The 20,774-nt window shown below is 66.9% G+C and carries 18 protein-coding genes; 8 read left to right on the top strand and 10 right to left on the bottom strand.

Annotation, left to right across the window (positions count from 1 at the left end; genetic code table 11):
• Nucleotides 1-347 precede the first annotated feature (347 nt).
• The 8 genes from uvrA to ACYQ07_RS08395 all read right to left on the bottom strand — a co-directional run bounded on the left by uvrA (nucleotide 348) and on the right by ACYQ07_RS08395 (nucleotide 13,037).
• On the bottom strand, nucleotides 348-3,302 hold the full coding sequence (gene uvrA, locus ACYQ07_RS08430) for an excinuclease ABC subunit UvrA (protein ID WP_459879850.1): 2,955 nt from the start codon (nucleotides 3,300-3,302) through the stop codon (nucleotides 348-350).
• Nucleotides 3,303-3,435: 133 nt separating this feature from the next.
• On the bottom strand, nucleotides 3,436-4,581 hold the full coding sequence (locus tag ACYQ07_RS08425) for an ABC transporter ATP-binding protein (RefSeq protein WP_459879848.1): 1,146 nt from the start codon (nucleotides 4,579-4,581) through the stop codon (nucleotides 3,436-3,438).
• Nucleotides 4,581-5,465: a carbohydrate ABC transporter permease gene (locus ACYQ07_RS08420; protein WP_459879845.1), complete on the bottom strand. Its 885-nt coding sequence runs from the start codon at nucleotides 5,463-5,465 to the stop codon at nucleotides 4,581-4,583. Before ACYQ07_RS08420 ends, ACYQ07_RS08425 begins: the two co-directional genes overlap by 1 nt.
• Nucleotides 5,462-6,547: a carbohydrate ABC transporter permease gene (locus tag ACYQ07_RS08415; RefSeq protein WP_459879842.1), complete on the bottom strand. Its 1,086-nt coding sequence runs from the start codon at nucleotides 6,545-6,547 to the stop codon at nucleotides 5,462-5,464. Before ACYQ07_RS08415 ends, ACYQ07_RS08420 begins: the two co-directional genes overlap by 4 nt.
• Nucleotides 6,548-6,553: 6 nt before the next feature.
• Nucleotides 6,554-7,918, bottom strand: coding sequence for an ABC transporter substrate-binding protein (locus ACYQ07_RS08410; RefSeq protein WP_459879840.1), 1,365 nt, complete (start codon nucleotides 7,916-7,918; stop codon nucleotides 6,554-6,556).
• Nucleotides 7,919-8,103: 185 nt separating this feature from the next.
• The gene (locus ACYQ07_RS08405) at nucleotides 8,104-9,453 is read right to left on the bottom strand and encodes an AGE family epimerase/isomerase (protein ID WP_459879837.1); all 1,350 of its coding nucleotides are present in this window, start codon (nucleotides 9,451-9,453) and stop codon (nucleotides 8,104-8,106) included.
• A 49-nt stretch (nucleotides 9,454-9,502) separates the two neighbouring features.
• Entirely contained in the window at nucleotides 9,503-10,159 is a 657-nt protein-coding gene (locus tag ACYQ07_RS08400; RefSeq protein WP_459879835.1) for a DUF4013 domain-containing protein, read from the bottom strand.
• Nucleotides 10,160-10,301: 142 nt separating this feature from the next.
• A complete protein-coding gene (locus ACYQ07_RS08395; RefSeq protein ID WP_459879832.1) occupies nucleotides 10,302-13,037 on the bottom strand; it encodes a hypothetical protein in 2,736 nt (911 codons plus the stop codon).
• 432 nt (nucleotides 13,038-13,469) lie between these two features.
• On the opposite strand from ACYQ07_RS08395, the gene ACYQ07_RS08390 reads away from it, so the two are divergent.
• The 3 genes from ACYQ07_RS08390 (at nucleotide 13,470) to ACYQ07_RS08380 (ending at nucleotide 16,378) form a co-directional block, all read left to right on the top strand.
• Complete coding sequence (locus ACYQ07_RS08390; RefSeq protein ID WP_459879830.1) at nucleotides 13,470-14,318, top strand: lycopene cyclase domain-containing protein; 849 nt, start codon at nucleotides 13,470-13,472, stop codon at nucleotides 14,316-14,318.
• Between the two features lie 71 nt (nucleotides 14,319-14,389).
• A complete protein-coding gene (locus ACYQ07_RS08385) occupies nucleotides 14,390-15,385 on the top strand; it encodes a Brp/Blh family beta-carotene 15,15'-dioxygenase (RefSeq protein WP_459879827.1) in 996 nt (331 codons plus the stop codon).
• A 207-nt stretch (nucleotides 15,386-15,592) separates the two neighbouring features.
• On the top strand, nucleotides 15,593-16,378 hold the full coding sequence (locus ACYQ07_RS08380) for a TSUP family transporter (protein WP_459879824.1): 786 nt from the start codon (nucleotides 15,593-15,595) through the stop codon (nucleotides 16,376-16,378).
• Between the two features lie 43 nt (nucleotides 16,379-16,421).
• Here ACYQ07_RS08380 and ACYQ07_RS08375 read toward each other — a convergent pair whose 3' ends face one another.
• Entirely contained in the window at nucleotides 16,422-17,045 is a 624-nt protein-coding gene (locus ACYQ07_RS08375) for a cysteine hydrolase family protein (protein WP_459879821.1), read from the bottom strand.
• A gap of 134 nt (nucleotides 17,046-17,179) precedes the next feature.
• On the opposite strand from ACYQ07_RS08375, the gene ACYQ07_RS08370 reads away from it, so the two are divergent.
• The 5 genes from ACYQ07_RS08370 to ACYQ07_RS08350 all read left to right on the top strand — a co-directional run bounded on the left by ACYQ07_RS08370 (nucleotide 17,180) and on the right by ACYQ07_RS08350 (nucleotide 19,627).
• Entirely contained in the window at nucleotides 17,180-17,668 is a 489-nt protein-coding gene (locus tag ACYQ07_RS08370) for a redoxin domain-containing protein (protein ID WP_459879818.1), read from the top strand.
• Between the two features lie 151 nt (nucleotides 17,669-17,819).
• Nucleotides 17,820-18,314 carry a hypothetical protein gene (locus tag ACYQ07_RS08365; protein ID WP_459879815.1) on the top strand — a complete coding sequence of 165 codons (495 nt, stop codon included), beginning with the start codon at nucleotides 17,820-17,822 and terminating at the stop codon, nucleotides 18,312-18,314.
• Between the two features lie 281 nt (nucleotides 18,315-18,595).
• Nucleotides 18,596-19,006, top strand: coding sequence for a hypothetical protein (locus tag ACYQ07_RS08360; protein WP_459879812.1), 411 nt, complete (start codon nucleotides 18,596-18,598; stop codon nucleotides 19,004-19,006).
• A complete protein-coding gene (locus ACYQ07_RS08355) occupies nucleotides 19,006-19,209 on the top strand; it encodes a hypothetical protein (protein ID WP_459879809.1) in 204 nt (67 codons plus the stop codon). The genes ACYQ07_RS08360 and ACYQ07_RS08355 overlap by 1 nt, the downstream gene beginning before the upstream one ends.
• 61 nt (nucleotides 19,210-19,270) lie before the next feature.
• Nucleotides 19,271-19,627 carry a winged helix-turn-helix transcriptional regulator gene (locus tag ACYQ07_RS08350; protein ID WP_459879806.1) on the top strand — a complete coding sequence of 119 codons (357 nt, stop codon included), beginning with the start codon at nucleotides 19,271-19,273 and terminating at the stop codon, nucleotides 19,625-19,627.
• Between the two features lie 173 nt (nucleotides 19,628-19,800).
• On the opposite strand, the gene ACYQ07_RS08345 is transcribed toward ACYQ07_RS08350, so the two are convergent.
• The gene (locus ACYQ07_RS08345) at nucleotides 19,801-20,622 is read right to left on the bottom strand and encodes an SWIM zinc finger family protein (protein WP_459880289.1); all 822 of its coding nucleotides are present in this window, start codon (nucleotides 20,620-20,622) and stop codon (nucleotides 19,801-19,803) included.
• Between the last annotated feature and the right edge of the window lie 152 nt (nucleotides 20,623-20,774).

Genomic DNA, 20,774 nt, shown 5'->3' with positions numbered 1-20,774 from the left:
GGGACTCAAAGGGGCAGCCGGCTCCGGGAAGACGGGCGACGTAAGCACTCAAAAGGGCGAGCATCGCGAGCCCTTTTGAGTGCGCAGCGAGCCCCTCGACCGGAGCCGGCTGGGGCTTTTGAAGGCGGTCCTCACATGCGCAGAGCCTTCGACTCATCGGACAAACTCTGCTTATAAACGAGAGACAACCCTAACCTCGATCTACTTATAAACTCCGCACCCGCCCACGTACAACACCTACTCCCGAGGTCGATCAACACCAGATTCTCTCAACCGCCCGTACTAACGGCACCCAACCCAGAGTTTGTCACCTTCTGAGGATTTCAACGGAGCCGCCGATCCCCTTTTCAGTCGTCGTCGGCCGCCTTCGCGGGCTTCCGGCGGTCACTCCGCGGCCCCTCGGCGTCCACTTTCGGAAGCAGGTCACGCAGGTAGCGACCGGTGTGTGAGTCGTCGTCGTTCGCCACTTCCTCGGGCGTTCCCTCCGCGACGAGGTCGCCGCCACCTTCGCCGCCCTCGGGGCCGAGGTCGACGACGTGGTCGGCGTTCTTCACGATGTCGAGCTCGTGTTCGATCACGACGACCGTGTTGCCGCCGTCGACCAGCCGGTGGAGCACGTCGATCAGCTTGCGCTCGTCTGCCTTGTGGAGCCCCGTCGTCGGCTCGTCGAGCAGGTAGAGGGTGTCGCCGGTCGCCTTCTTGCCGAGCTCCTCCGCGAGCTTGACGCGCTGGGCCTCGCCGCCCGAGAGCGTGGTGGAGGGCTGGCCGAGCTCCATGTAGTCGAGCCCCACGTCCTTTAAGAGCTTCAGGCGGCGCTGGAGCCCCTGGTGGCTCTCGAAGAAGTCGTACGCCTCCTCGACGCTCATGTCGAGCACGTCGGCGATCGTCGCCCCCTTGTACTCCACGTCGAGCGTCTCGTCGTTGTAGCGGGACCCGCCACACTGCTCGCAGGGGACGTACACGTCCGAGAGGAAGTTCATCTCGATCTTCACGGTGCCCTGCCCGCCACACTCCTCACAGCGACCGCCCTTCACGTTGAACGAGAAGCGCCCCTTCTCGTAGCCGCGGCGCTTGGCGAGTTTGGTCTCGGCAAACAGCTCGCGGATGTAGTCGAACACGTCCGTGTACGTCGCGGGGTTCGAGCGCGGCGTCCGCCCGATGGGCGACTGGTCGATGAGCCGCACCGTCTCGATCTCGTCTAACCCCTCGATGCCGTCATGCTCGCCGGGGTCGACGCTCGTGTTGTCGTTCATCTCGCGGACCAGTCCCTTATAAAGAACGTCGTGGACCAGCGTCGACTTGCCGGAGCCGGAGACGCCCGTTACCGTCGTCAGCGTCCCGAGCGGGAGCGACACGTCGATGTCCCGGAGGTTGTGCTGGCGGGCGCCGCGCACGACGAGCTCGCCGTCGGGCTCGCGGCGCTCCTCGGGCACCGGGATCTCCTTGCGTCCCGAGAGATAGTCCGCGGTGATCGACTCGTCGCTCGCGACGATGTCGTCGAAGTCGCCCTCCGCGACCACCTCGCCGCCGCGCTTGCCGGGGCCCGGCCCCATGTCGATCACGTGGTCGGCCCGGCGCATCGTCTCCTCGTCGTGCTCCACGACGACGAGCGTGTTGCCGAGGTCGCGCAGGCCCGCCAGCGTGTCGAGCAGACGGTCGTTGTCGCGCTGGTGGAGCCCGATGGAGGGCTCGTCGAGGACGTACAGCACGCCCACCAGCCCCGACCCGACCTGCGTGGCGAGCCGGATCCGCTGGCTCTCGCCGCCCGAAAGCGTCGACGCCTCGCGGTCGAGCGTGAGGTACTCCAGCCCGACCTCCTCCATGAATCCGAGGCGAGCGCGGATCTCCTTGAGGATCTCCGTGGCGATCTTCGTCTCGCGCTCGTCGAGCGCTTCCTCCAGCCCCTCGAAGTGCTCGCGGGCGTCGCCGATCGACAGCTGGTTCACCTCCGTGATCGCCGTCCCGTCAACGAGCACGTGTCGCGACTGCTCCTTGAGCCGCGTGCCCGAACAGTCCGGACACGTGGTGACGGCCATGTACTCCTCGATGTGCTCGCGGGTGGACTGTGACTCCGTCTCGACGTGGCGGCGCTCCAGATTGGGGATGACACCCTCGAACCGCTTCTCCTTCCGCCGGGTGCCGTTCTTCGTCTGTCGCTTGAAGACGACCTGCTCGTCGGTGCCGTAGAGGAACTGCTGGCGAACGTCCTCGTCCAGCTCGTTCCATGGCGTCTCCACGCTCACGCCGAAGTGCTCGGCGACCGAGTCGATCCGGGTGCGGTAGTACGACCGGTTGTACGACCACGCCTCGAACACGTCCTTCAGGGGCTTTTCGGGGTCCTCGATCACGAGATCCTCGTCGACCTCCTTGGCCGACCCGATCCCCTCACACTCCGGGCAGGCGCCGTACGGGCTGTTGAAGGAGAACGAGCGGGTTTCGATCGCCGAAAACTGGAAGTCGGAGTTGGGGTTGCCGAGCTCCTCGGAGAACTCCACGACGAGCCGGTCGTCGCCCTCGGCGTCCGCCGACAGCGACCCCGTCGAGCGCGTGTTGGACGCGAACGGCACGTCGGCGGGCGGGTCGGGGACGATCAGCTTGAGCGCGCCGTCGGCCTCCTCCAGTGCGGTCTCCACCGAGTCCGTGATCCGCGAGCGGGCGTCGGGCGAGATCTTCACGCGGTCGACGACCACGTCGATCGTGTGGTCGTAGTTCTGGTCGAGCTCGGGGTCGTCGAGCGTGAGGTCGAGCTCCTCGCCGTCGACCTCCACGCGACTGTAGCCGTCGGCGACCAGCTCCTCGAACAGGTCCTCGAACGCCCCCTTCTGGTCGCGAACGACGGGTGCCGCGATCTTCGCACGGGTTCCCTCGGGGAGGTCGAGGATCTGTGCGACCATGTCCTGTGCAGACTGCTCACCGACCTCCTCGCCGGTGATCGGGTCGTACTGCGTCCCGATCCGCGCGTACAGCAGCCGGAGGTAGTCGTGCAGCTCCGTGACGGTGCCGACCGTCGAGCGCGGGTTGTTGGCGGCGTTCTTCTGGTCGATGGAGATCGCCGGCGAGAGCCCCTCGACGGCCTCGACCTGTGGTTTGTCCATCTGCCCGAGAAAGTTCCGGGCGTACGCCGACAGCGACTCGATGTAGCGGCGCTGGCCCTCCGCGTAGACGGTGTCGAACGCGAGCGACGACTTCCCCGACCCCGAGAGGCCGGTAACGACGGTGAACGCCTCGCGCGGAATGCGGACGTCGAGGTCCTTGAGGTTGTGCTCCTCGGCCCCGCGGACCTCGATGTAGTCCTTGCTCATCTTGGTGACAATCTTGCGCTCGCGCGCGGGAATACCCGTCGGTTTCGGCGCTTCACGCCGGAGTACCACGCGACCCAACGGACGGAGTAACGGAGAAGGAGACGACGAAGATGGGCGATCTCGTCCGCGCGCCCTACGGTTGGGGCGCGTCGAGGTCGGCGTCCGCCAACGACCGGTTGTGGATCGCCTTCCCGGTGCCACGGTCGAACAGGTGGATCGCCTCGGCCGGGATTCCGACGGCAACCTCGGCGCCGGCTTGCACCTGCCGGAGTCCCGTGATGGTTGCCTTGATCGACGGACCGGCCGCGAGGTCGAGATGGACGATGTTCTCGTTGCCCATCGGTTCGACCACGTCGACGGTCCCCTCGAAGGTGTGGGCGGCGTCGACGTCATCGAGTGGCGCGTTGCCGACGACCACGTCCTCGGGCCGGATCCCGAGCGTGACGGCGTCGGCGTCAGCGACGGCGGCCGCGGCGTTATCCGCCAGCGGGTACGTCAGCCCGTCCGCAACGAGGGTCTCGCCGTCGGTGTCGGTTTCGAGGAAGTTCATCGACGGCTCGCCCATGAACCCCGCGACGAAGCGGTTGGCAGGCCGGTGGTACGCCTCCAGCGGCGTCGCCACCTGCTGGAGCTCGCCGGCGTCGAGGATGGCGATGCGGTCCCCCATCGTCATCGCCTCCGTCTGGTCGTGGGTGACGTAGATGGTCGTCGTGTCGAGATCCTCCTGGAGCTGCTGGAGCTCCGTCCGCATCTGCGAGCGAAGCTTGGCGTCGAGGTTGCTGAGCGGCTCGTCCATCAGGAACGCCGACGGCTCGCGCACGATGGCGCGACCCAGGGCGACCCGCTGCTGCTGGCCGCCCGAGAGCGCGCCGGGCTTGCGGTGGAGCAACTCCGTGATATCGAGGAGCTTCGCGGTCCGAGCGACGCGTTCGTCCATCTCGATGCCGTCGAGCTCGGTGGACTCCTCCAGCCCGAAGCGCATGTTTTCGTGGACGGTCATATGCGGATACAGCGCGTAGCTCTGGAACACCATCGCGATGTCCCGCTCCGCGGGGCCCTGCTCGTTGATCCGCTCGTCGTCGAGCCGGACCTCGCCGTCCGTGATGCTTTCGAGCCCCGCGACCATGCGGAGCGTCGTCGACTTCCCGCAGCCGGAGGGACCGACCAAGACGAGGAACTCCCCGTCCGCGATGTCGACGTTCACGTCATCCACGGCGAGGACCGCATCGTCACCCTCGCCGAATCGTTTCGTCACCGAGTCGAGTTCGAGTCGTGCCATTATGATTCACCTGCGACGCCTTTCGCGAACTGTTCACCGAAGAGGACGTACACGACGAGCGTCGGCAACGCCGCGATAAACGCCCCGGCCATCTGGAGATTATACTGCTGAACGAACGATCCCTGCATCTGATTCAGTGCCACGGTGACCACCTGATTCGACGGGTCGCTGACCAACACGATCGCGAACAGGAGGTCGTTCCACACCTGGGTGAACTGGTAGATGAGCGTCACCGCGAAGATGGGGATCGACAGGGGCAGCACGATGCGCCGGTAGATCGTCATCGCCGACGCGCCGTCGAGCCGGGCCGCCTCCAGCATCTCCTCGTCGATCGTGGCGTAGTACGCACGGAACAGCACCGTACAGATGGGGATGCCGTAGGCGGCGTGGGTGATGCTCAGCTGGATCAGCCCCTCGTAGTCGGCGACGACCGCCAGCGGGATCCGCCCGCCGAGGTCGACGGCCGACCAGAACTGCGTCAGCGGCACCAGCACGGACTGGTACGGCAGGAAGACGCCGGCGACGAACAGCACGAGGATCCCGAGCTGGCCGCGCCACTTCAGATTCGTCAGCCCGTATGCGGCGATCGAGCCGAAGAACGCGGACAGCACGGTCGCCGGGATCGCCATCAGCGCGCTGTTGATGAGCCCTTGCTGGAGGCGCTCGAACGCGACCTGCCAGGCGGCGAACGTGAACTCGCCGACCGGCGGGGGCGCGAACGGCGTCGTCTGCGTGAACCCGGCCTCCGTTTTAAACGCCGTCATGAGGCCGGACTCCAGCGGCGCGAGGTAGAACGCCACCATCGCCAGCAGCACGGCGTACAGGCCGATACGAGACCGTTCCATCTCCGTCGCCGTCGTTCGCAGGTCGTCGAGTGTGCTCATAGTTCACCCCGCTTGTACTGCAGGTAGAGGTACGGGCCGATCACCGACAGCGCCATCAGGAACAGCACCATCGCGACCGCGGAGCCGTACGCCCACTGGAGTCGGTCGAACGCGACGCGGTACATCATCACCGCGAGGATGTCCGCCGACTGCCCGGGGTTGACCCCGAACAGGACGAACAGGAAGTCGAACGCCTTCAGCGCGAACACCATCAGCACGACCGCCGCCGACATCGTCGACGCGCGGAGCTGCGGGATGATCACGCGCCAGTACATCTGCAGCGACGAGGCGCCGTCGATCCGCGCTGCCTCGTACTGAGCGGTCGGGATGGCGCGCAGTCCGGCGAGGTAGACGACCATACAGTAGCCCGAGAACTGCCACATCAGCGCGAAGATGATCGCGCCGAGCTTCGTCGTGGGATTCGCGAGCCACGCCGGCGTGAGGAACGACGCCTCGATCGTCGTCCAGAAGACGACGAAGTCGACGACGCCGATCCCCGCGCGGATCAGCTCGTTTATCATCCCGACCCGGGGGTTGTACATCCACGACCAGAAGATGGCCGTCACGACGAACGACAGGCTCATCGGGAGCAGGTAGATCGTTCGTAGCGTGTTCTCGAACCGGATGTCGCGGTCGATGAGGATCGCCAGTATCAGCCCCATCCCCAGCGACAGCACGGTGAAAACCAACAACAACACCAGCGTGTTGCGGAACGCGAAGTAGAAGGAGGCGTCCCCGATCAGCGTCCAGTACGCCTCCAGCGTGAGGTCGGTGTACTCCGGCTGGCCGAGTCCTTCCCACCCCGTCAGCGAGATGAGGAAGTTCCACGACACCGCGCCGTAGACGAACACCAACACGAGGAGCCCCGGTGGGCCCCAGAACGGGAGCGATTCGATGAACTGGCTGCGACGGAACCGGGTGAGAGGCGACGTCCCGTCGGACTCGTTTGCGTCGGCAGCGTCCGCGCCGACGTCCGCATCCGCGTGCGTGCCGCCGTCGGTCCGGAGGTCGGTCTCGTCGGTGCCGCCGCTTCTCCCGCGGCTGACCGCGCTCGTTAACTGTCGAAAGAGCCGCCCGAGCATTGGGCGTTAGAACGCGTCGCGGATCGCCTCGTACGCCTGGTCGACGCCGAGGTTCTCGTTGAAGTTAGCGAACGCCTCCTCCAGCTCGGAGTGGATCGCCGGCGCCACGGCAGTACCGTGGGCGATCGTCGGCGGCTGGCTGGTGGAGTTCTGGAAGTCCTCGAACTGGCTGGTGAGGAACGGCCCGAACTCGTCCATCGGCACGTCGGTCCGCGGCGGAATCGACCCCTTGACCGGATTGAACCGCTCCTGGGCGTCGACCGTGCCGGCGTAGTTGAGGAACTGCTCGGTCGCCTCCGGCGACGGGTTGTTCGTCGGGAAGACGAACGAGTCGATGACGGAGTGGTAGACGCCGGTCGTCCCCGGGAACGCCACCATGTCCCAGTCCTCGCCGTACTCGAAGTCGTCGGTGCCCTGGTACTGGCCGGCCGCCCAGTCACCCTGGTGGAGGAACGCGGCGTCGCCCTGGATGAGCTGGCTGTTGCCCTGGTCCCACGAGATGGAGCCGGCGTCCTCGGGGTAATGCTCGCTGTACTCCACGAGCAGTTCGAGCGCCTCCCGAACCTCATCTTCGAGCGATTCGACGTCGCCGTCGACGAACGACGCGTAATCGTCGGCGCCCTGCTGGCCGAGGAAGACGGCCTCGAACAGTTGGAGCGTCGACCACGGACTCTGTGTCTGGTGGGCGAGCGGCGTGGCGTCCGTCTCCTCGTCGATCGTCTCTAAGGCGTCGAGCAGTCCCTGCGGGTCGTCGATGTCCGTCGCGTCGACGCCGGCCGAGTCGAGCACCTCGGCGTTGAAAAAGAGGTTGTTGAGCCGGTGGATGTTGATCGGCACCGCGACCAGGTCGCCGGCGGGACGCGACAGGTCGACCACGTCGTCGAGGTACGCCTCGCGCATCTCGTCGTCCCACACGGAGTCGCCGATGTCCTCAAGCAGGTCGGCGTCCGTGTACGGCGTCATCGCCTGCCCGGGCCAGATCTGGAACGTGCTCGGCGGGTTCCCGTCGAGCACGCGGTTCTGGATCACGGTGTCGATCGCGGAGCCGGCGCCGCCCGGTGCGGGATTGTCGACGACCTCGATGTCGGGATGCTCCTCGCGGAAGCCGTCGAGCAGCGCGTTGTACGCGTCCTCCTCCCCACCTGCGGTCCACCAGTGGACGATTTCGAGGTCACCCTCGTCGACGTCCTCCGGCGGCTCTTCATCGCCGGTGTCGTCCCCGTTCGTCCCGTCGTCCTCCTCGAACTCCTCGTCGGCGTCGTCGGCACAGCCGGCCAGTCCGACCGTGGCGACTGCGCCGGCGCCGGCGACATACCGGCGACGGGAGATCGGGTGAGATTCGTCAGCTCCGTGAGTCTCATCGTCATTCATCATCATTGGTACGTGGGCTCTCGCCTTACTTAACTGTTCACGATGACAATCCGGAACTGAGTAAAAAGTATGCGTCGGCAGTTCGTCGAAGGCGAACTCGTTTGTCACTGCTTGGCGCTCGCCGTCGGGCGAATTCGGTCACGGGAGCATGCTCAAACGGACGACCGCCGATCGTCCCGGGTCGGTCACCAACCAGTGGTCGCGCCGAACGAGCGCCAGCTCTCGTACCACGCTCCGAGCGGGTGGTAGTCGGGTTCGACGCCCGGCGGGTCGGGCGGGACGCGGGAGTCGTTCCCACGGTCCCCACCCGCCGGGTCCGCAGCCACCCCAGCACCGCTATCGGCGCCAACCCGTTTCTCGTACCAGAGTCCGGCCGGCCCGCGGAAGCGCTCCGCGCAGTCGACGAGCCGGGCGTGCCACTCGCGGAAGCGCTCGTCGTCGCGCTCGACACCGTGCGCCTCGGCCCGCTCCGCGAGCGCCGCGGCCGCGCCGATCCCTTCGGCGACCGCCCAGCCATAGCGGTCCGGCACGCGGACCGCGCCGTCGCGACCGACGGTGTACGCGAAGCCGTCACCGGTCCAGCCGAGGTCGACGGCGTCGTCGAACAGCTCGACGGCGCGGGCGTACCAGCCGTTTTCAGGGCGGTCGTCGGCGGCGTCGCCGGCGTCGCTGGCGTCGTGACCGCCGCCATTGGCTGGACCGTCGTAGCGGTCGAGCAGCGCGAGCAGCTTCGCCCATTCGAGGTGGTGGCCCGGCTGATAGCCCGGCGGTCGGAACTGGTGGCGCGGCTCGTCGGCGTTGTACGCGAAGTCGTGGTCCCAGTCGGCGGTGTAGTGCTCCCACAGCAGGCCGTCGGTCTCCGCCGCCAGTCGGACCGTGAGCCCGTGGGCGATCGTCCGCGCACGGGCGAGAAACCGGTCGTCGCCCGTCGCCTCGTACGCGGCGAGATACGCCTCACATGCGTGCATGTTGGCGTTCTGGCCGCGGTACGGCTCCAACTCGTCCCAGTCCGGATCGCAGTCCGAGCGGAGCAGCCCGCTCGACTCGACGAACCGGTCGTCGAGGAGGTCGGCGGCGCGGTCCAGCCCGTCACGGGCGCCGTCGAGTCCGGCTTCCGTCGCCCGGGCGTACGCCAGCAGGACGAACGCGTGGGCGTACGCCGACCGGGTGCGGTCGACCGTGTCGCCGTCGGCGTCGACGACGAGGTGGAACCCCTCCGCGCCGCGGTGGCCGTCAGCGAGAAAGTCGAGCCCGTGGCTCGCCGCCTCACGGCACCAGTCCGGGCCGCCGGCGACCGCGCCGAGCGCGAAGTTGGCGGTCGCCCGGCAGGTCGCGACGAGGTGACGGCGGTCGCCGGAGTACGGCTCGCCCGTCGTCGGATGAAGCAGCTCGAACCCGCCGCATGTGGGGGATTCGTGGTCCCCGTGGTCTCCGTGGTCCCCACCCGATCCCCGCCGGTCCAGCGTGTCGGGGTATTGGACGCGGACCGTCGCGAGCAGCCGTGCGCGCCCGACGGCCGGGTCGTCGTGTTCCATGCGCGTGGCTCCGCCCGGGAGTCACTTAAAAAGCGCCGGCTTACTGCGGTTAGAGCCCGCGGCGCTCCCACGCCCGGCCCGTCGCGGCCCCCACCTGTGCGGCCGCGGCGACCTCCACGTACGCGGCGAGGAAGAACCCGAGTGCGACGGCGTTGAGCGGGGTGTAGACGGCGGCGACGAGCGCGACCAGCGTCCACGCCACGATGACCGCGAACAGGTAGCCGCCGTCCCGGCAGGCGCTCCCGATCAGCCGACGGTCGACGGCCGCCCGCAGCGTCCCTTCGCGGGCGACTGCGACGAGTGCGGCGGGCAGGGGGTAGATGGCCCCGAGCGTCAGCAGCATGACGACGGTCGAGCCAACGAGAAAGAGGAGACCGTCGGTCGTGCCCGTCGGGTCGACCTGCTCTAACGGGCCTCCGAGGGTGACGACGAGTAGCACGAGCGGCACCACGAGATAACCTGCACAGACGACGATGACGCGGAGTCCGTCCATCAGGAGGGGTTTCACCGGTCGCCATTCGGGGCGCTCGGTGTCGCGGACTCGCCCTGCTTCGGCGGTCCCCCGAAACACCCGAAGCAGGTACCCGGCGACCGCGACGAACGGGAGCAGCGGGACCCAGACGGCGAGCAGGTGAAGCCCGCCGACGACGAGCACGGCGTCAAGACGCCCCGCGCCACGGACGGGATACGCGAGGACTTGGCGCATTGCCCGGGCGTTGCCGTGGCCGCCGCTTCAGGGTGTCGTTCGTGAGCGCTCGTCACCTGCGGTCGCGATCCGTGGCGTCCTCGTTGGCGCCGGCGTGGTTTTCGGTGGCCGCATCGGCGGACGATTGGCAGGGGGTACGCCCCTACTCCTCGTCTTCCTGTTCGTCCTGTAAGAGTCCCTTCCGGATTCCGCGGACGATCGCCTCCAGGTCGTCGGAGTCCGCGTCGAGGTCGATCCCCAGCGACAGCGCGTGGTCCTGTGTCGCCGGCGCAGCGGCGGACGCACCCACGTCGGCTTCCGCCTCGACGCTGGTCTCAACGTCGCCGATCGCCTCTGCTGCGTCCTGAGCCGCCTCGGCCGCCTTTTTCGCCGCGTCAGCGGCCTCCTCCAGCGTCTCCTCGGCCTCGGCGACCTCCTCGGCCGCGTCGGCCACTTCCTCGATCGCCGAGGAGAGCTCCGCCGGCGTCTCTTCCGTCGCCGCAGTTGCGACGCCGACGGCATCCTCGCCTTCCTCGGTCGCCTCCTCCACTGCTTCCTCGGCCGTCTCTTTGACCTCCTTGACGGCACCTTCGGCCTCCTCGGCCGCTTCCTCGACGGCGCCTTCGGCCTCTCCGGCCGCTTCCCCGACGGCGCCTTCGGCCTCTCCGGCCGCTTCCTCGACGGCGCCCGCTGCTTCTCCAGCGGTTTCTTCGGCTTCTTCCGCAACGTCCTTGGCGGTTTCCTCGACTTCCTCCTCATCTTCCTCACCGTCGCCGCCGAGCGAGATCGTCACGCCGTCGTCGTCACCGACCTGGATGGTCACCTCGGAGTCGACGTCCTCCAGCGCGAGGGCGCCCTCGCCGCCGGAGCCGTCCGTCGTCTCGGCCTCCGGCTGGCCGCCGTCGGTGACGAGGTCGTCCGAGTCGATGTCGATCACCTCCTCGAGCGTTTCGGCGTCGACGCCGCCGCCGACCTCGATCTCGACGCCCGAGTCGTCGCCGATCGAAATGACAACCTCGGAGTCCTCGGCACCATCTCCGCCTCCGGCTTCGACGGTCGGCTGTGCCTCACCGGAATCTCCAGTCGATTCGGCTGCCGATGGCGTTGACGCGGCCGTCGATCTCTCGCCGGAGGACGAGGTCGCTTTCTCGCTCTCGGACAGCGCCTCGGTCGTGCGTGCCTGGACCGCAGCCATCGGCTCGCTCGGGTCCGGGCCGCCGAGGAGACTCTCGATCGATGCTTCGATCGCTTCGATCAGCTCCTCGACATCGACATCGGCCTCGGCGGCGACATCCTCGACGACGTTGCGGGTCGCCTCGGCGACTGCGTCCTCCAGTTCCTCGGCCTCGTGCTCCTCGACCAGCTCCGCGATCTCCGTGGCGAGCGTCTGTTCAACCTCTGCGACGGCGTCGGAGAGGTCCTCGGCGACCGCTTCGACCTCCGATTCGCCCTCTCGTTCGCCATCGCCAGCGCCGGCTTTCTCGGCGGCCGCCGCGGCGCCCTCGGCGGCTTCCACGGCACCCTTCGCGGCCTCCTCGACATCCTCGGCGGTCTCCTCGACATCCGTGGCCACCGCTTCGGCTTCCTCGGCGACATCTGCTACCGCTTCGCCCGCTTCTTCGGGGCCTGCTTCTTCGGGGCCTGCTTCTTCGGTGCCTGCTTCTTCGGCGCCCGCTTCTTTGGTCTCCTCGGCGGCGACTTCGTGGGGAATCGTCTCCGAGACCTCCTCGACGAGCTCCTCCGTCTCCTCGACGACCTCCTGTGCGTCCTCGATCACGTCCTCGGTCGATTCGGTCTCCGGTTCGGGTTCGGTGCCGGCCGATTCGGATTCGGATTCCGACGGCAGCTCATCCTCAGGTTCGACTTGTGTGAGGACCTCCTCGGCCTCGGTCTGTACCTCGTCGACGAGGTCTTCGGTCTCCTCGACGACTTCCTGTGCATCCTCGATAACGGCTTCCGTATCCTCGGATTCAGATTCCATAGGTTCGGTCTCCGTTGCTTCGGTTGCTGCTTCCTGGACCACTTCAGCACCGCCTTCTTCATCTTCTTCGACGGCTTCGGTACCGGCTTCCTCGACCGCCTCGACTGCTTCCGAGCCGGCTTCCGCAACCGCCTCGATGACTTCCTCACCCGTTTGTTCGACCGCCTCGACCGCTTCCTCCTCTACTTTCTCGACTGCTTCCTCCGCTACTTCCTCGACCGCTTCCTCCTCTACTTCCTCGACCGCTTCCTCCGCTACTTCCTCGACTGCTTCCTCCGCTACTTCCTCGGCCGCTTCCTTCTCCACGGCCTCGCCGGCGGTCTCGGCCGCCTCGGTCTCGCCTTCCGCGGGGAGCTCGGCGCCCTCGGCGCCCGCTTCCTCGGACGTTTCGGCGACGGGCGTCTCAGCGGATTCCGCTTCCGCAGGGAGGTGATATCGTCCCTCCTCGTCGCGTTCGAAAAGGTCGGCCCACTCGTAAAACTCCAAGAGCGTCGACAGTCCCGTCTCGATCCGTCGCGACGTGGGATCCTCCTCCGTAATCGTCGCGATCAGGGGAACGAGTTCGTCCTCGCTCGACGGGTTGCCGCGGAGGATCCCCCGGATCTCCTCCGTAACGGGCCACTCCTCCAGAAACTCTCGTGCGTGTTCGCGGGCGAACTCATCGTCGTCGATGGCGAGCGCGCCGGCGAGCTTCTCGCCTTTCGGGGTAAGCTCGTGCTTCTGTCCGTGCGCCTCGAGCACCCCGATCTCCTCGAGGAAGCGCGTCTGTCGTCCGACGGCGTCGGACACCCCCGTCACATCCTCGACGGACGACGTGTACTTCGGCTCGGCCGCGGCGCCGACTTCGGACCACCCCGCGATGATCTCGTGGAGCGTGTCGAGGCTCACGCCCTTCGGTACGTTGTGCGCGCCAGTCATGGTCTGGGTGTGGATCCGGAAGCAACGCCAAAAAAATCGGTGGCCAACCGCGTTGGCCGGGTGATCCGACCCCGTGGTCGGCCCGCGGATCGCTCCCACCTGTGGCAATCGGTACTGCTAAGACGAGGTCGCCCGCCTTCCCTTCGTGACCAAGCATCGCTGGCTGCTTGCGTGGGGGCTTGGCTCCGTCGCCGGGGGGCCGCCTCTCTCCTCGTTCCGCTGTACGTCGTCGCGCTCGGTGGCAACCCCTTCGAGCTCGGTCTGTTGGGTGCGGTTGCCACGTTCATCGGCGCGCCCGGCGCTATTCTCTGGGGTCGGATCGCGGACCGTACGTCGAACCCGCGAGGTGTCGTGTTGGTGACCCTCGCCGGCGCGGCCCTGATCGCCAGGCTCCGCGGCAGTACCGAGCGAACGATGACTGAGTGATACCACATGCACTCCGAAACCTACCTTGGCTTTCTTGCCGCGTTTCTGTTGCCGCCCATCGTGGCGCTCGCACTGCTCGTCCGGCTCCGACCGGCTGCACGATGGGGACGTGTTCCCGCCGCCGGGCTTGGGATCATCCTCGTGCTCGCCATGACGTACACGACGCCGTGGGACAACCTGCTGATCGAACGGGGCGTGTGGTGGTATGGCGACGGCGTCACTGCCGTGCATGTTTGGGCGGCGCCGCTCGGCGAATACCTGTTTTTCGTGCTTCAGCCGGTGTTGACGGCGCTGTTCCTCTATCAGCTGTCGATCCCGACACACGGTGACCTCCGGCTATCAGGAGGCCGCCGGCTCGCCGGCGTCGTGGCCGGACTGGCCGTGGCGGGCGCCGGCGTCGTTCTCCTGATCGCTGCCCCGTCGACGCTGTATCTCGGGGCCATTCTGGCGTGGGCGGGGCCGATTCTTGCCATTCAGTGGGGGTTCGGCTGGCCGCATCTCGTACGCGCTCGCCGACCGGTCCTGCTTGCCGTCGCCGTTCCCACGCTCTACCTCTGGATCCTCGACTGGTACGCCATCACCGTGGCCGGTCTCTGGACGATCTCCGAAACGTACACGGTTGGCATCGCCCCGTTCGGCCTGCCGGTGGAGGAGATGCTGTTTTTCCTCGTCACCAACGTCTTCGTCGTCCAGGGGCTGGTGTTGTGGCTCTGGCTCGTCGACCAGTGGCCCACCGTCGCTGACGACGTGCACCGGCGGCTCCCCGACCGGATCGTCCAGCTGATTCCGGCGTGGGTGTTCGCAGTCGACTCCGACCACGCTCGGCGGCGTGATGGCCACGTTCGCCACCGATGAGTCGGAACCCCTGCCGGGATCGTGTCTCTCGGTGCGAGGAGGATGTCGATGCCGGCGAACATCTCACACGATTGACGATCGTTCCCGGGTGGCTCCTGCTTGCGCTCACCGCCGTCGTGTTTCTGATCCTCGGGGAGCTACCGCTCGCGTACCAGCTGGTACCGCTGGCTGCGAGCGTCGTGCTGCTCGGGCTTCCACACGGCGCCGTCGACCATCTCGCGGTGGCACGAGCGCGCGGCGAGCCGGCCACATTACGGTGGTTCGCCGTCGTCGGACTCCTCTATCTGGTCGTCGGGGGCGCCTACGCCGCCGTCTGGGCTATCGTGCCGGCGGTCGCCTTCGCGTTCTTCATCCTGCTCACGTGGGCCCATTGGGGGCAGGGTGACCTCTACTCGCTCGTGGCCGTCGTCGGCCGGAAGGAGGGCTATCCGGGCGGACGAGCCCACCGGTTCCTCGTCGCTGCCACGCGGGGTTCCCTGCCAATGGTGATTCCCCTGGTGGCGTTCCCCGGCCAGTACGAGCTAGTGGCCCGGACGCTGGTCGGGCTGTTCGACCCCGACGCCGCGGCGGCGTTGTCAGCAGCGTTCACCGTTGAGGCGCGTGTAGCGGCTGCGGCCGTCGTGGGAGTGCTCGTCGTCGCCTCGCTTGTGGTCGGCTACCTGCATGCCGGACCGAGTCGACCTTGGCTCGTCGACGCCGTCGAGCTGCTGATTTTGGTCGCGTTCTTCCTGTCGGTGCCACCCATCTTCGCCGTCGGACTCTATTTCTGCGTCTGGCACTCCCTCCGGCACGTTGGGCGGCTGGTGGCCGTCGATCCGGTCGGCAGGCCGGCTCTGGAAGCGGGGGCGTATCGTGACGCATTGTGGTCGTTCGCTCGGGATGCCGCCCCACTCACCGTCGTCGCACTCCTCTCGCTGGTCGCGCTGGCGCTCGTTGTTCCGGGCGGCGTCGAGACGCCGCTGGAGCTCGTCGGCGCCTATCTGGTGTTGATCGCGGCGTTGACGCTGCCGCACACCCTCATCGTGGCGTGGATGGACGGTGTTCAGGGCGTCTGGGGGCCCGGCTAATTCACCGCGGTATCACGACTGTCGGGATCGCTGGCAGGCCCCCTCGCCACTCACCCACGGCGGGATCGGCGTCGGTGGCGCCGGCGGTATCCCGCTACTCGACTACATGGACGACGCCGGCAAGTGCCGGCAACGTCGGGTCGACGATGATGTGCGTTCAGCACACGCCCACTTTCGGTTTATGTATCGGGGCGGCGTCGTTCGGTCATGCCGCTCGCGTTTACCCCCGAGACGGTCCTGCTGATCGCCGTCGTGGTCGCGGTCGCGGGCGCCGTCAACGGTGTCGCCGGGTTCGGTTTTGCCGTGGTCGGGACGATGGTGCTGGCGACGCGGGTCGACCCCACCGTCGCCGTCGTGTTTATGATCGTTCCGATCCTCGCGGTGAACCTCTCGCTGGCGGGCGAGCTTTCCAAAGACGAGCTGCGGAGCTGCGGGAGCCGGTTCGCGCCGTTGCTCGTCGCCGCGCTCGTTGGCACAGTCGTCGGGATGGCGGTGCTCGACCGGCTCCCGGAGGCGCCGCTCCGCGTGTTGCTCGGGCTGGTTGCGCTGGGGTTCGTGGCGACCAGCCAGCAGGCCGTGCCGCTCCCGACGCTATCGCGTGCAGCCGACCGGTGTTTCGTCGAGACGCCTGTCGCGATGGGAGCGGTCGGCGGCATCTCCGGACTCCTCTTCGGCGCGACCAACGTCGGAGTGCAGCTCGTCGCGTTCGTGCGAAGCTGTGACCTCTCACACGGGCTGTTCGTCGGCGTCGTCGCGCTCGTGTTCGTCGGGATCAACGCCGTCAGGGTCGCTGTCGCCGGCGTGCTCGGACTCTACCCGAATCTCGGCGTCGTCGCCGCCTCGCTGGCGGCCGCGGTGCCCGCGATTGCTGGCGTGGCCGTTGGCAAGCGGCTGCGTGACCGGGTGAGCGAGCGACTCCGCCGGACGGTCGTCCTCGGACTGCTGACGGTCATCGGGATGCGGCTGGTGCTCGCCGGCGCGGGTGTGGTCTGACCGGCGGATTAAAAAAGCGACCCGGAGCGTACGCGCCGTCCCGCTACTCCGCGGCGGCGAGCCGCTCGACGACCTCGTCGGTGGTCGCGGTTTCGTGGGCGATAAAGCCGTAGTTGGTGAGGGCGGCCTGGAGCGCCTCCTCGCCGGCGGCCGCGGTCGCGTCGGTGACGGTGAGCACCTCGAAGCCGTTCTCGACGGCGTCACGCAGGTGCGACTCGACACAGAGGTTCGCGCTCATCCCCGCGAGCACGATCGTGTCGATCCCGCGCTGACGGAGCTGTATTTGCACGTCGTTACTCCAGAATCCGGAGAGCTGCTTGTGTGGCGAGAGGACGAACGTGTTGTCGTCGGGCTCGAGCTCCGGGACGAAATCCGCACCGTCGCCGGCGATGTCGAACATCCGCGTGTCGAACATGATCCGGTCGATCGTGTTCAGATGTTCCCAGCTCTCGTACTCCGCGTCCTCGTACTCGTGAGGCGAGTAAACGACCGGAATGTCTCCGTCGCGGGCGGCGTCGCGCAGACGTCGTAGCTTGTCGACGACCGCGTTCTCCTCGACCGTCTCGCCCACCTTGTCCCAGACGACGCTTTCGGGCTTCAGGAAGTCGATCTGTGGGTCGGTGATCAGTACTGCCGTGCTGTCGGCGTCGAGTTCAAGTTCGCTCATGGTTACCTCTAGTAACCTAAATGGGAGACTCCGTCATAACTCCGCGCCAACCCTCGCGTAATCCGGTTACGGTCCGGTAAGGAACCCGTGGCAGCGACCCAACAGTTAATCGTGGACGTGCCTTTCGCCCCTGTATGGTACACGTTGGCGACACTGCCCCCGACTTCGAACTGCCCGGGACTGGCGGGAGGGGGTCGGCCATCCCGACACATCGACTCGGGGACGCGCTCGGCGAGGGACCGGTCGTGCTCGCGTTCTACGCGTTCGACTTCCACCCCGGCTGTACCGAACAACTCTGCTCAGTGCGGGACCTCTCGTGGTTCGACATCGACCCCGATGTCACGGTCTTCGGGATCTCGACGGATCGGGTGTTCGCCCACCGCGCGTTCGCGGACCGGCACGACATCGAGTTCTCGTTGCTATCGGATAGTGACGGCAGCGTGAGCGAGGCGTACGGCGTGCTCCGGGAGGAACTACTCGGGCACAAGCGGATCTCGAAACGCGCGCTGTTCCTACTCGACGCTGACGGCACGGTGCGGTATCGGTGGGTCGGCGAGGACCCGGAAGAGACGCCGACGCTGACACCCCTGTACGACGCGCTTGCTGAACTCGACAACGGGTGAAGATCCCGATGCCCCCGGCAATGCATCTCCCGAATTTCTTTCGGATACCGACCCGTAGCAGTACAAGGTTACGAGCCGGTAACCCGGTTACCTCCGCCTCAGATTAGGCTTAATGTGCCGTCTCCCATTGGGTTACCTGTGGTAACCTACTATGGCAACTGAAACCTCAACGGCGTCCGCGACCGCGGGCGTCACGTCGAAACAGTGGGCCGCCGGCGCGATCGGCGGCTTCGTCGGCAGCATTCCCTTCGGGCTGATGATGATGTACGTCATGCCGCCGCCGCTACTGGAGATGGCGATTCCTGCGATGTACGGCATCGAGGGACCGGCGCTCGCGGCGGGCTGGGCGATCCACCAGTTCCATGGCGTGGTGCTGGGACTGACCTACGTCGGAATCGTCGAGTTCGGCGGCCTTCGTGATACCGCCCGCGAGCTCCCCGGTGCGCTCGGGTTCGCCGTCGCGTACGGTGTCCTGACGACGGTCGTGCTTGCGGTGCTCGTGATGCCGATCTGGTTGAGCACGCTCGGCTTCCCCGGTGCGCCGCCGTTCCCGAACTTCGCGATTCCGGCGACGATCATCTCGGCGATCGGCCACATCGTGTACGCGATTCCGCTTGCGGTCGCGTACGCCGTCGCCTCCGAGTAACACGGCCTAACACTGTGTGGTCGCCGCCGAGCACGGTCCCCTCAGCGGCACACGAATATTCCCCTCTTGCCCCACTCCCTCTCTTCTCCTACTCCTCTCTTCCCCTCATCCCCCACTGTCCCTCGTTCCCCACCGCCCCTCGTTCCCCTCATCCCCCACTGTCCCTCGTTCCCCACTGCCCCCGTCTCCCACTTCCCCACTCGTCGAATGACGCTCCTGACTCGTGTACGACGAGCGCATTTCCGCGCGGCGTTTTTGAGGGTCCACCCGCATCGTCAACTGTGCAGTATCCTCGCTCGGCACTCCTCAAAGGTGGGGCCGTCGCCGGCGCCTTCTTCGTCATCGTCGGCGTCGTAACCGGTTTCCTCCCAACGCCTATCTTCGACCGGATGGTGCCGCGGTCGGGACTCGACTTCGTCTTCCTCGCGCTCACTTCGGTACTCGCGGGGGCGTACGCCGCCCAGCGGGCAGTTCTCGCCGACCAGCCGGGTGACGCCTGCGCGTACGCCGGCGGCGGCGCCGGCTTCCTCGCGGTTGCGTGTCCACACTGTAACGTCCTCCTCGTTGCGCTCTTTTCGGGGTCGTGGCTGGCGACGTACGTCGACCCGATCCGTCCGCTCTTTGGCCTCCTCGCGGTCGCGCTCCTCGCTGGCATCGTCTACCGACGACACGCGCGAACAGTGGTGGGGTGATGGCGGAGGTCGCCGGCGTGCTTCGGTGTCCGGACTGTGAGACAGCTCTCAACGAGGTTTCCGACCCCGGTCCGCCGGCGTTCGTCGACGGGCGCATGCAGCTCGACGTTGCGTGTCCCGACTGCGATGCCGCGCTCCGCGTTGCCGTCGAGGCGGTCCACGACGACGGGATCCGGATCCGCAAGCAGGTGGAACGGGTGTGACCCGCTCCGACAGCCAAGTTACGTAACGTAACCTTATACGGCTCGCGGGCGTACGACCGCCATGAGCACGGAAGACGAACCACTCGAGGTGTGGTGTGCAGGCTCCGACTGGTGTCCGATCACGACGACAGCAACGCTAATCGGCAAGAAGTGGCACCCGGTCGTGATTCACCGGCTGCTTCAGAACGGGCCGCTGGGGTTTAACGCTCTCAAGGAGGAGGTTGACGGCATCTCAGGCAAAGTTCAGTCGGAGGTTCTCGAGGATCTCGAAGAGCACGGGTTCGTCGACCGCACGGTCGTGAGCGAGAAGCCGTTCCGCGTTAAGTACTCGCTGACCGAGCAGGGCGAGTCACTGGAGCCGGTGATCCTGGCCATGCGTGACTGGGGCCAGGAGCATCTGGTTGAACCCGAGGAGTAGTGTGGTCGGCGTCTAGTGTGGTCGGGGTCGGGTCCGACGCGCCAGGCTCGCCCGTTCTCGCGAGTCGGCTTCATCGAGACCCTGCGTGAGTTTGCCGCCGAGTGCGACGCTCTCCGTCTTTCGCACTCGAAGATGTCGTCGACGCGCTCCAGGGGTCGCCGACGCCGCGTGAGCTACTCTTGGGACTGCTTGCTCTGTTCGCCCTGGAGCTCGGCGGCCGCCCGCTCGAAGTGTTCTGCAAGGAACGGGGTACCCGAGATTGCCCGTTCGGCGAGGAACCCAACAGCGTTCGCGACCGTGTCGGCGTTGCGTTCCGCGGCCGTGACACAGTTAACGTACCCGTCGAGCGCCCGACTGAACGCCCCCGAGAAGTGGTCGTACGCGCCGTCGACGCGCTCCATGTTCTCGTCGAGCGACTCGACGAGTGCCCGGTAGACGGTCGCCGCCGACGCGTACTGTCCCTGCTCGCGATACTCGGTCGCGAGGTCGAACCACTGCGTGAAGTCGATCGGCTCGAAGACGACGTAGTACTCGGGGTTCGTCTCCTCGAACTCCCGGTCGATCGCGGCGCGGAGCTCGTCGATCGACCGCGTCGTCGATGCGCCGAATCGGGCGAGAAACCGGTCACGGAGGTCGGCGTCGGTCGCGAGCACCTCCCGCAAGAACGCGCGGAGCTCGTCGGCGTCGGCACCGTCGAGCGCGGCGTCGAGGTCGTCGCCCTCGTCCTCGGGGAGTCCGTCGGCACAGCGAAGCAGCACGGCGACGACGTGCTTGCACGTTCCCGGTCCGTCGTACGGACAGTCACACCACGGGTCGAACCCGTCGGCCGCGAGGTCGACGCGAACGTCGTACTGGCGACTGCCGCTCACGACGGCTGTCACGACGGTATCGACACGGTGAAGCTCCCCGATCCGGCCCTCGGCGAGGTAGTTCTCGCCGCGCTCGTAGACCGCGTCCGTGCAGAGTTCGCGAACGTCGTCCTCGGCCACGTCCATCGGCATGGAAGCCGTTCCGTCGCGATCCTCAAAAGAAAACTCATGCGAACCCACCGGTTGTCAACGTCGGGAGACTACCCACAGATGGCCGTATTCCCTATAAACCGCGTTGCAGTCCGTCGGACGCGAACCGTTACGAAACGGAACGGGCG

Source organism: Halorubrum gandharaense (genome assembly GCF_054654575.1).
The sequence above is the reverse complement of the archived record's forward strand: the minus strand, read 5'-3'. Positions and strand labels throughout refer to the sequence as shown.

What these genes read in the sequence shown, in the direction of transcription:
- ACYQ07_RS08345 (WP_459880289.1), bottom strand. Translation starts at nt 20,622, where the DNA reads ATGGACGTGGCCGAGGACGACGTTCGCGAACTCTGCACGGACGCGGTC.
- ACYQ07_RS08410 (WP_459879840.1), bottom strand. Translation starts at nt 7,918, where the DNA reads ATGAATGACGATGAGACTCACGGAGCTGACGAATCTCACCCGATCTCC.
- ACYQ07_RS08355 (WP_459879809.1), top strand. Translation starts at nt 19,006, where the DNA reads ATGGCGGAGGTCGCCGGCGTGCTTCGGTGTCCGGACTGTGAGACAGCT.
- ACYQ07_RS08380 (WP_459879824.1), top strand. Translation starts at nt 15,593, where the DNA reads ATGCCGCTCGCGTTTACCCCCGAGACGGTCCTGCTGATCGCCGTCGTG.
- uvrA (WP_459879850.1), bottom strand. Translation starts at nt 3,302, where the DNA reads ATGAGCAAGGACTACATCGAGGTCCGCGGGGCCGAGGAGCACAACCTC.
- ACYQ07_RS08425 (WP_459879848.1), bottom strand. Translation starts at nt 4,581, where the DNA reads ATGGCACGACTCGAACTCGACTCGGTGACGAAACGATTCGGCGAGGGT.
- ACYQ07_RS08420 (WP_459879845.1), bottom strand. Translation starts at nt 5,465, where the DNA reads ATGAGCACACTCGACGACCTGCGAACGACGGCGACGGAGATGGAACGG.
- ACYQ07_RS08390 (WP_459879830.1), top strand. Translation starts at nt 13,470, where the DNA reads ATGCACTCCGAAACCTACCTTGGCTTTCTTGCCGCGTTTCTGTTGCCG.
- ACYQ07_RS08370 (WP_459879818.1), top strand. Translation starts at nt 17,180, where the DNA reads ATGGTACACGTTGGCGACACTGCCCCCGACTTCGAACTGCCCGGGACT.
- ACYQ07_RS08415 (WP_459879842.1), bottom strand. Translation starts at nt 6,547, where the DNA reads ATGCTCGGGCGGCTCTTTCGACAGTTAACGAGCGCGGTCAGCCGCGGG.
- ACYQ07_RS08375 (WP_459879821.1), bottom strand. Translation starts at nt 17,045, where the DNA reads ATGAGCGAACTTGAACTCGACGCCGACAGCACGGCAGTACTGATCACC.
- ACYQ07_RS08350 (WP_459879806.1), top strand. Translation starts at nt 19,271, where the DNA reads ATGAGCACGGAAGACGAACCACTCGAGGTGTGGTGTGCAGGCTCCGAC.
- ACYQ07_RS08365 (WP_459879815.1), top strand. Translation starts at nt 17,820, where the DNA reads ATGGCAACTGAAACCTCAACGGCGTCCGCGACCGCGGGCGTCACGTCG.
- ACYQ07_RS08395 (WP_459879832.1), bottom strand. Translation starts at nt 13,037, where the DNA reads ATGACTGGCGCGCACAACGTACCGAAGGGCGTGAGCCTCGACACGCTC.
- ACYQ07_RS08405 (WP_459879837.1), bottom strand. Translation starts at nt 9,453, where the DNA reads ATGGAACACGACGACCCGGCCGTCGGGCGCGCACGGCTGCTCGCGACG.
- ACYQ07_RS08400 (WP_459879835.1), bottom strand. Translation starts at nt 10,159, where the DNA reads ATGCGCCAAGTCCTCGCGTATCCCGTCCGTGGCGCGGGGCGTCTTGAC.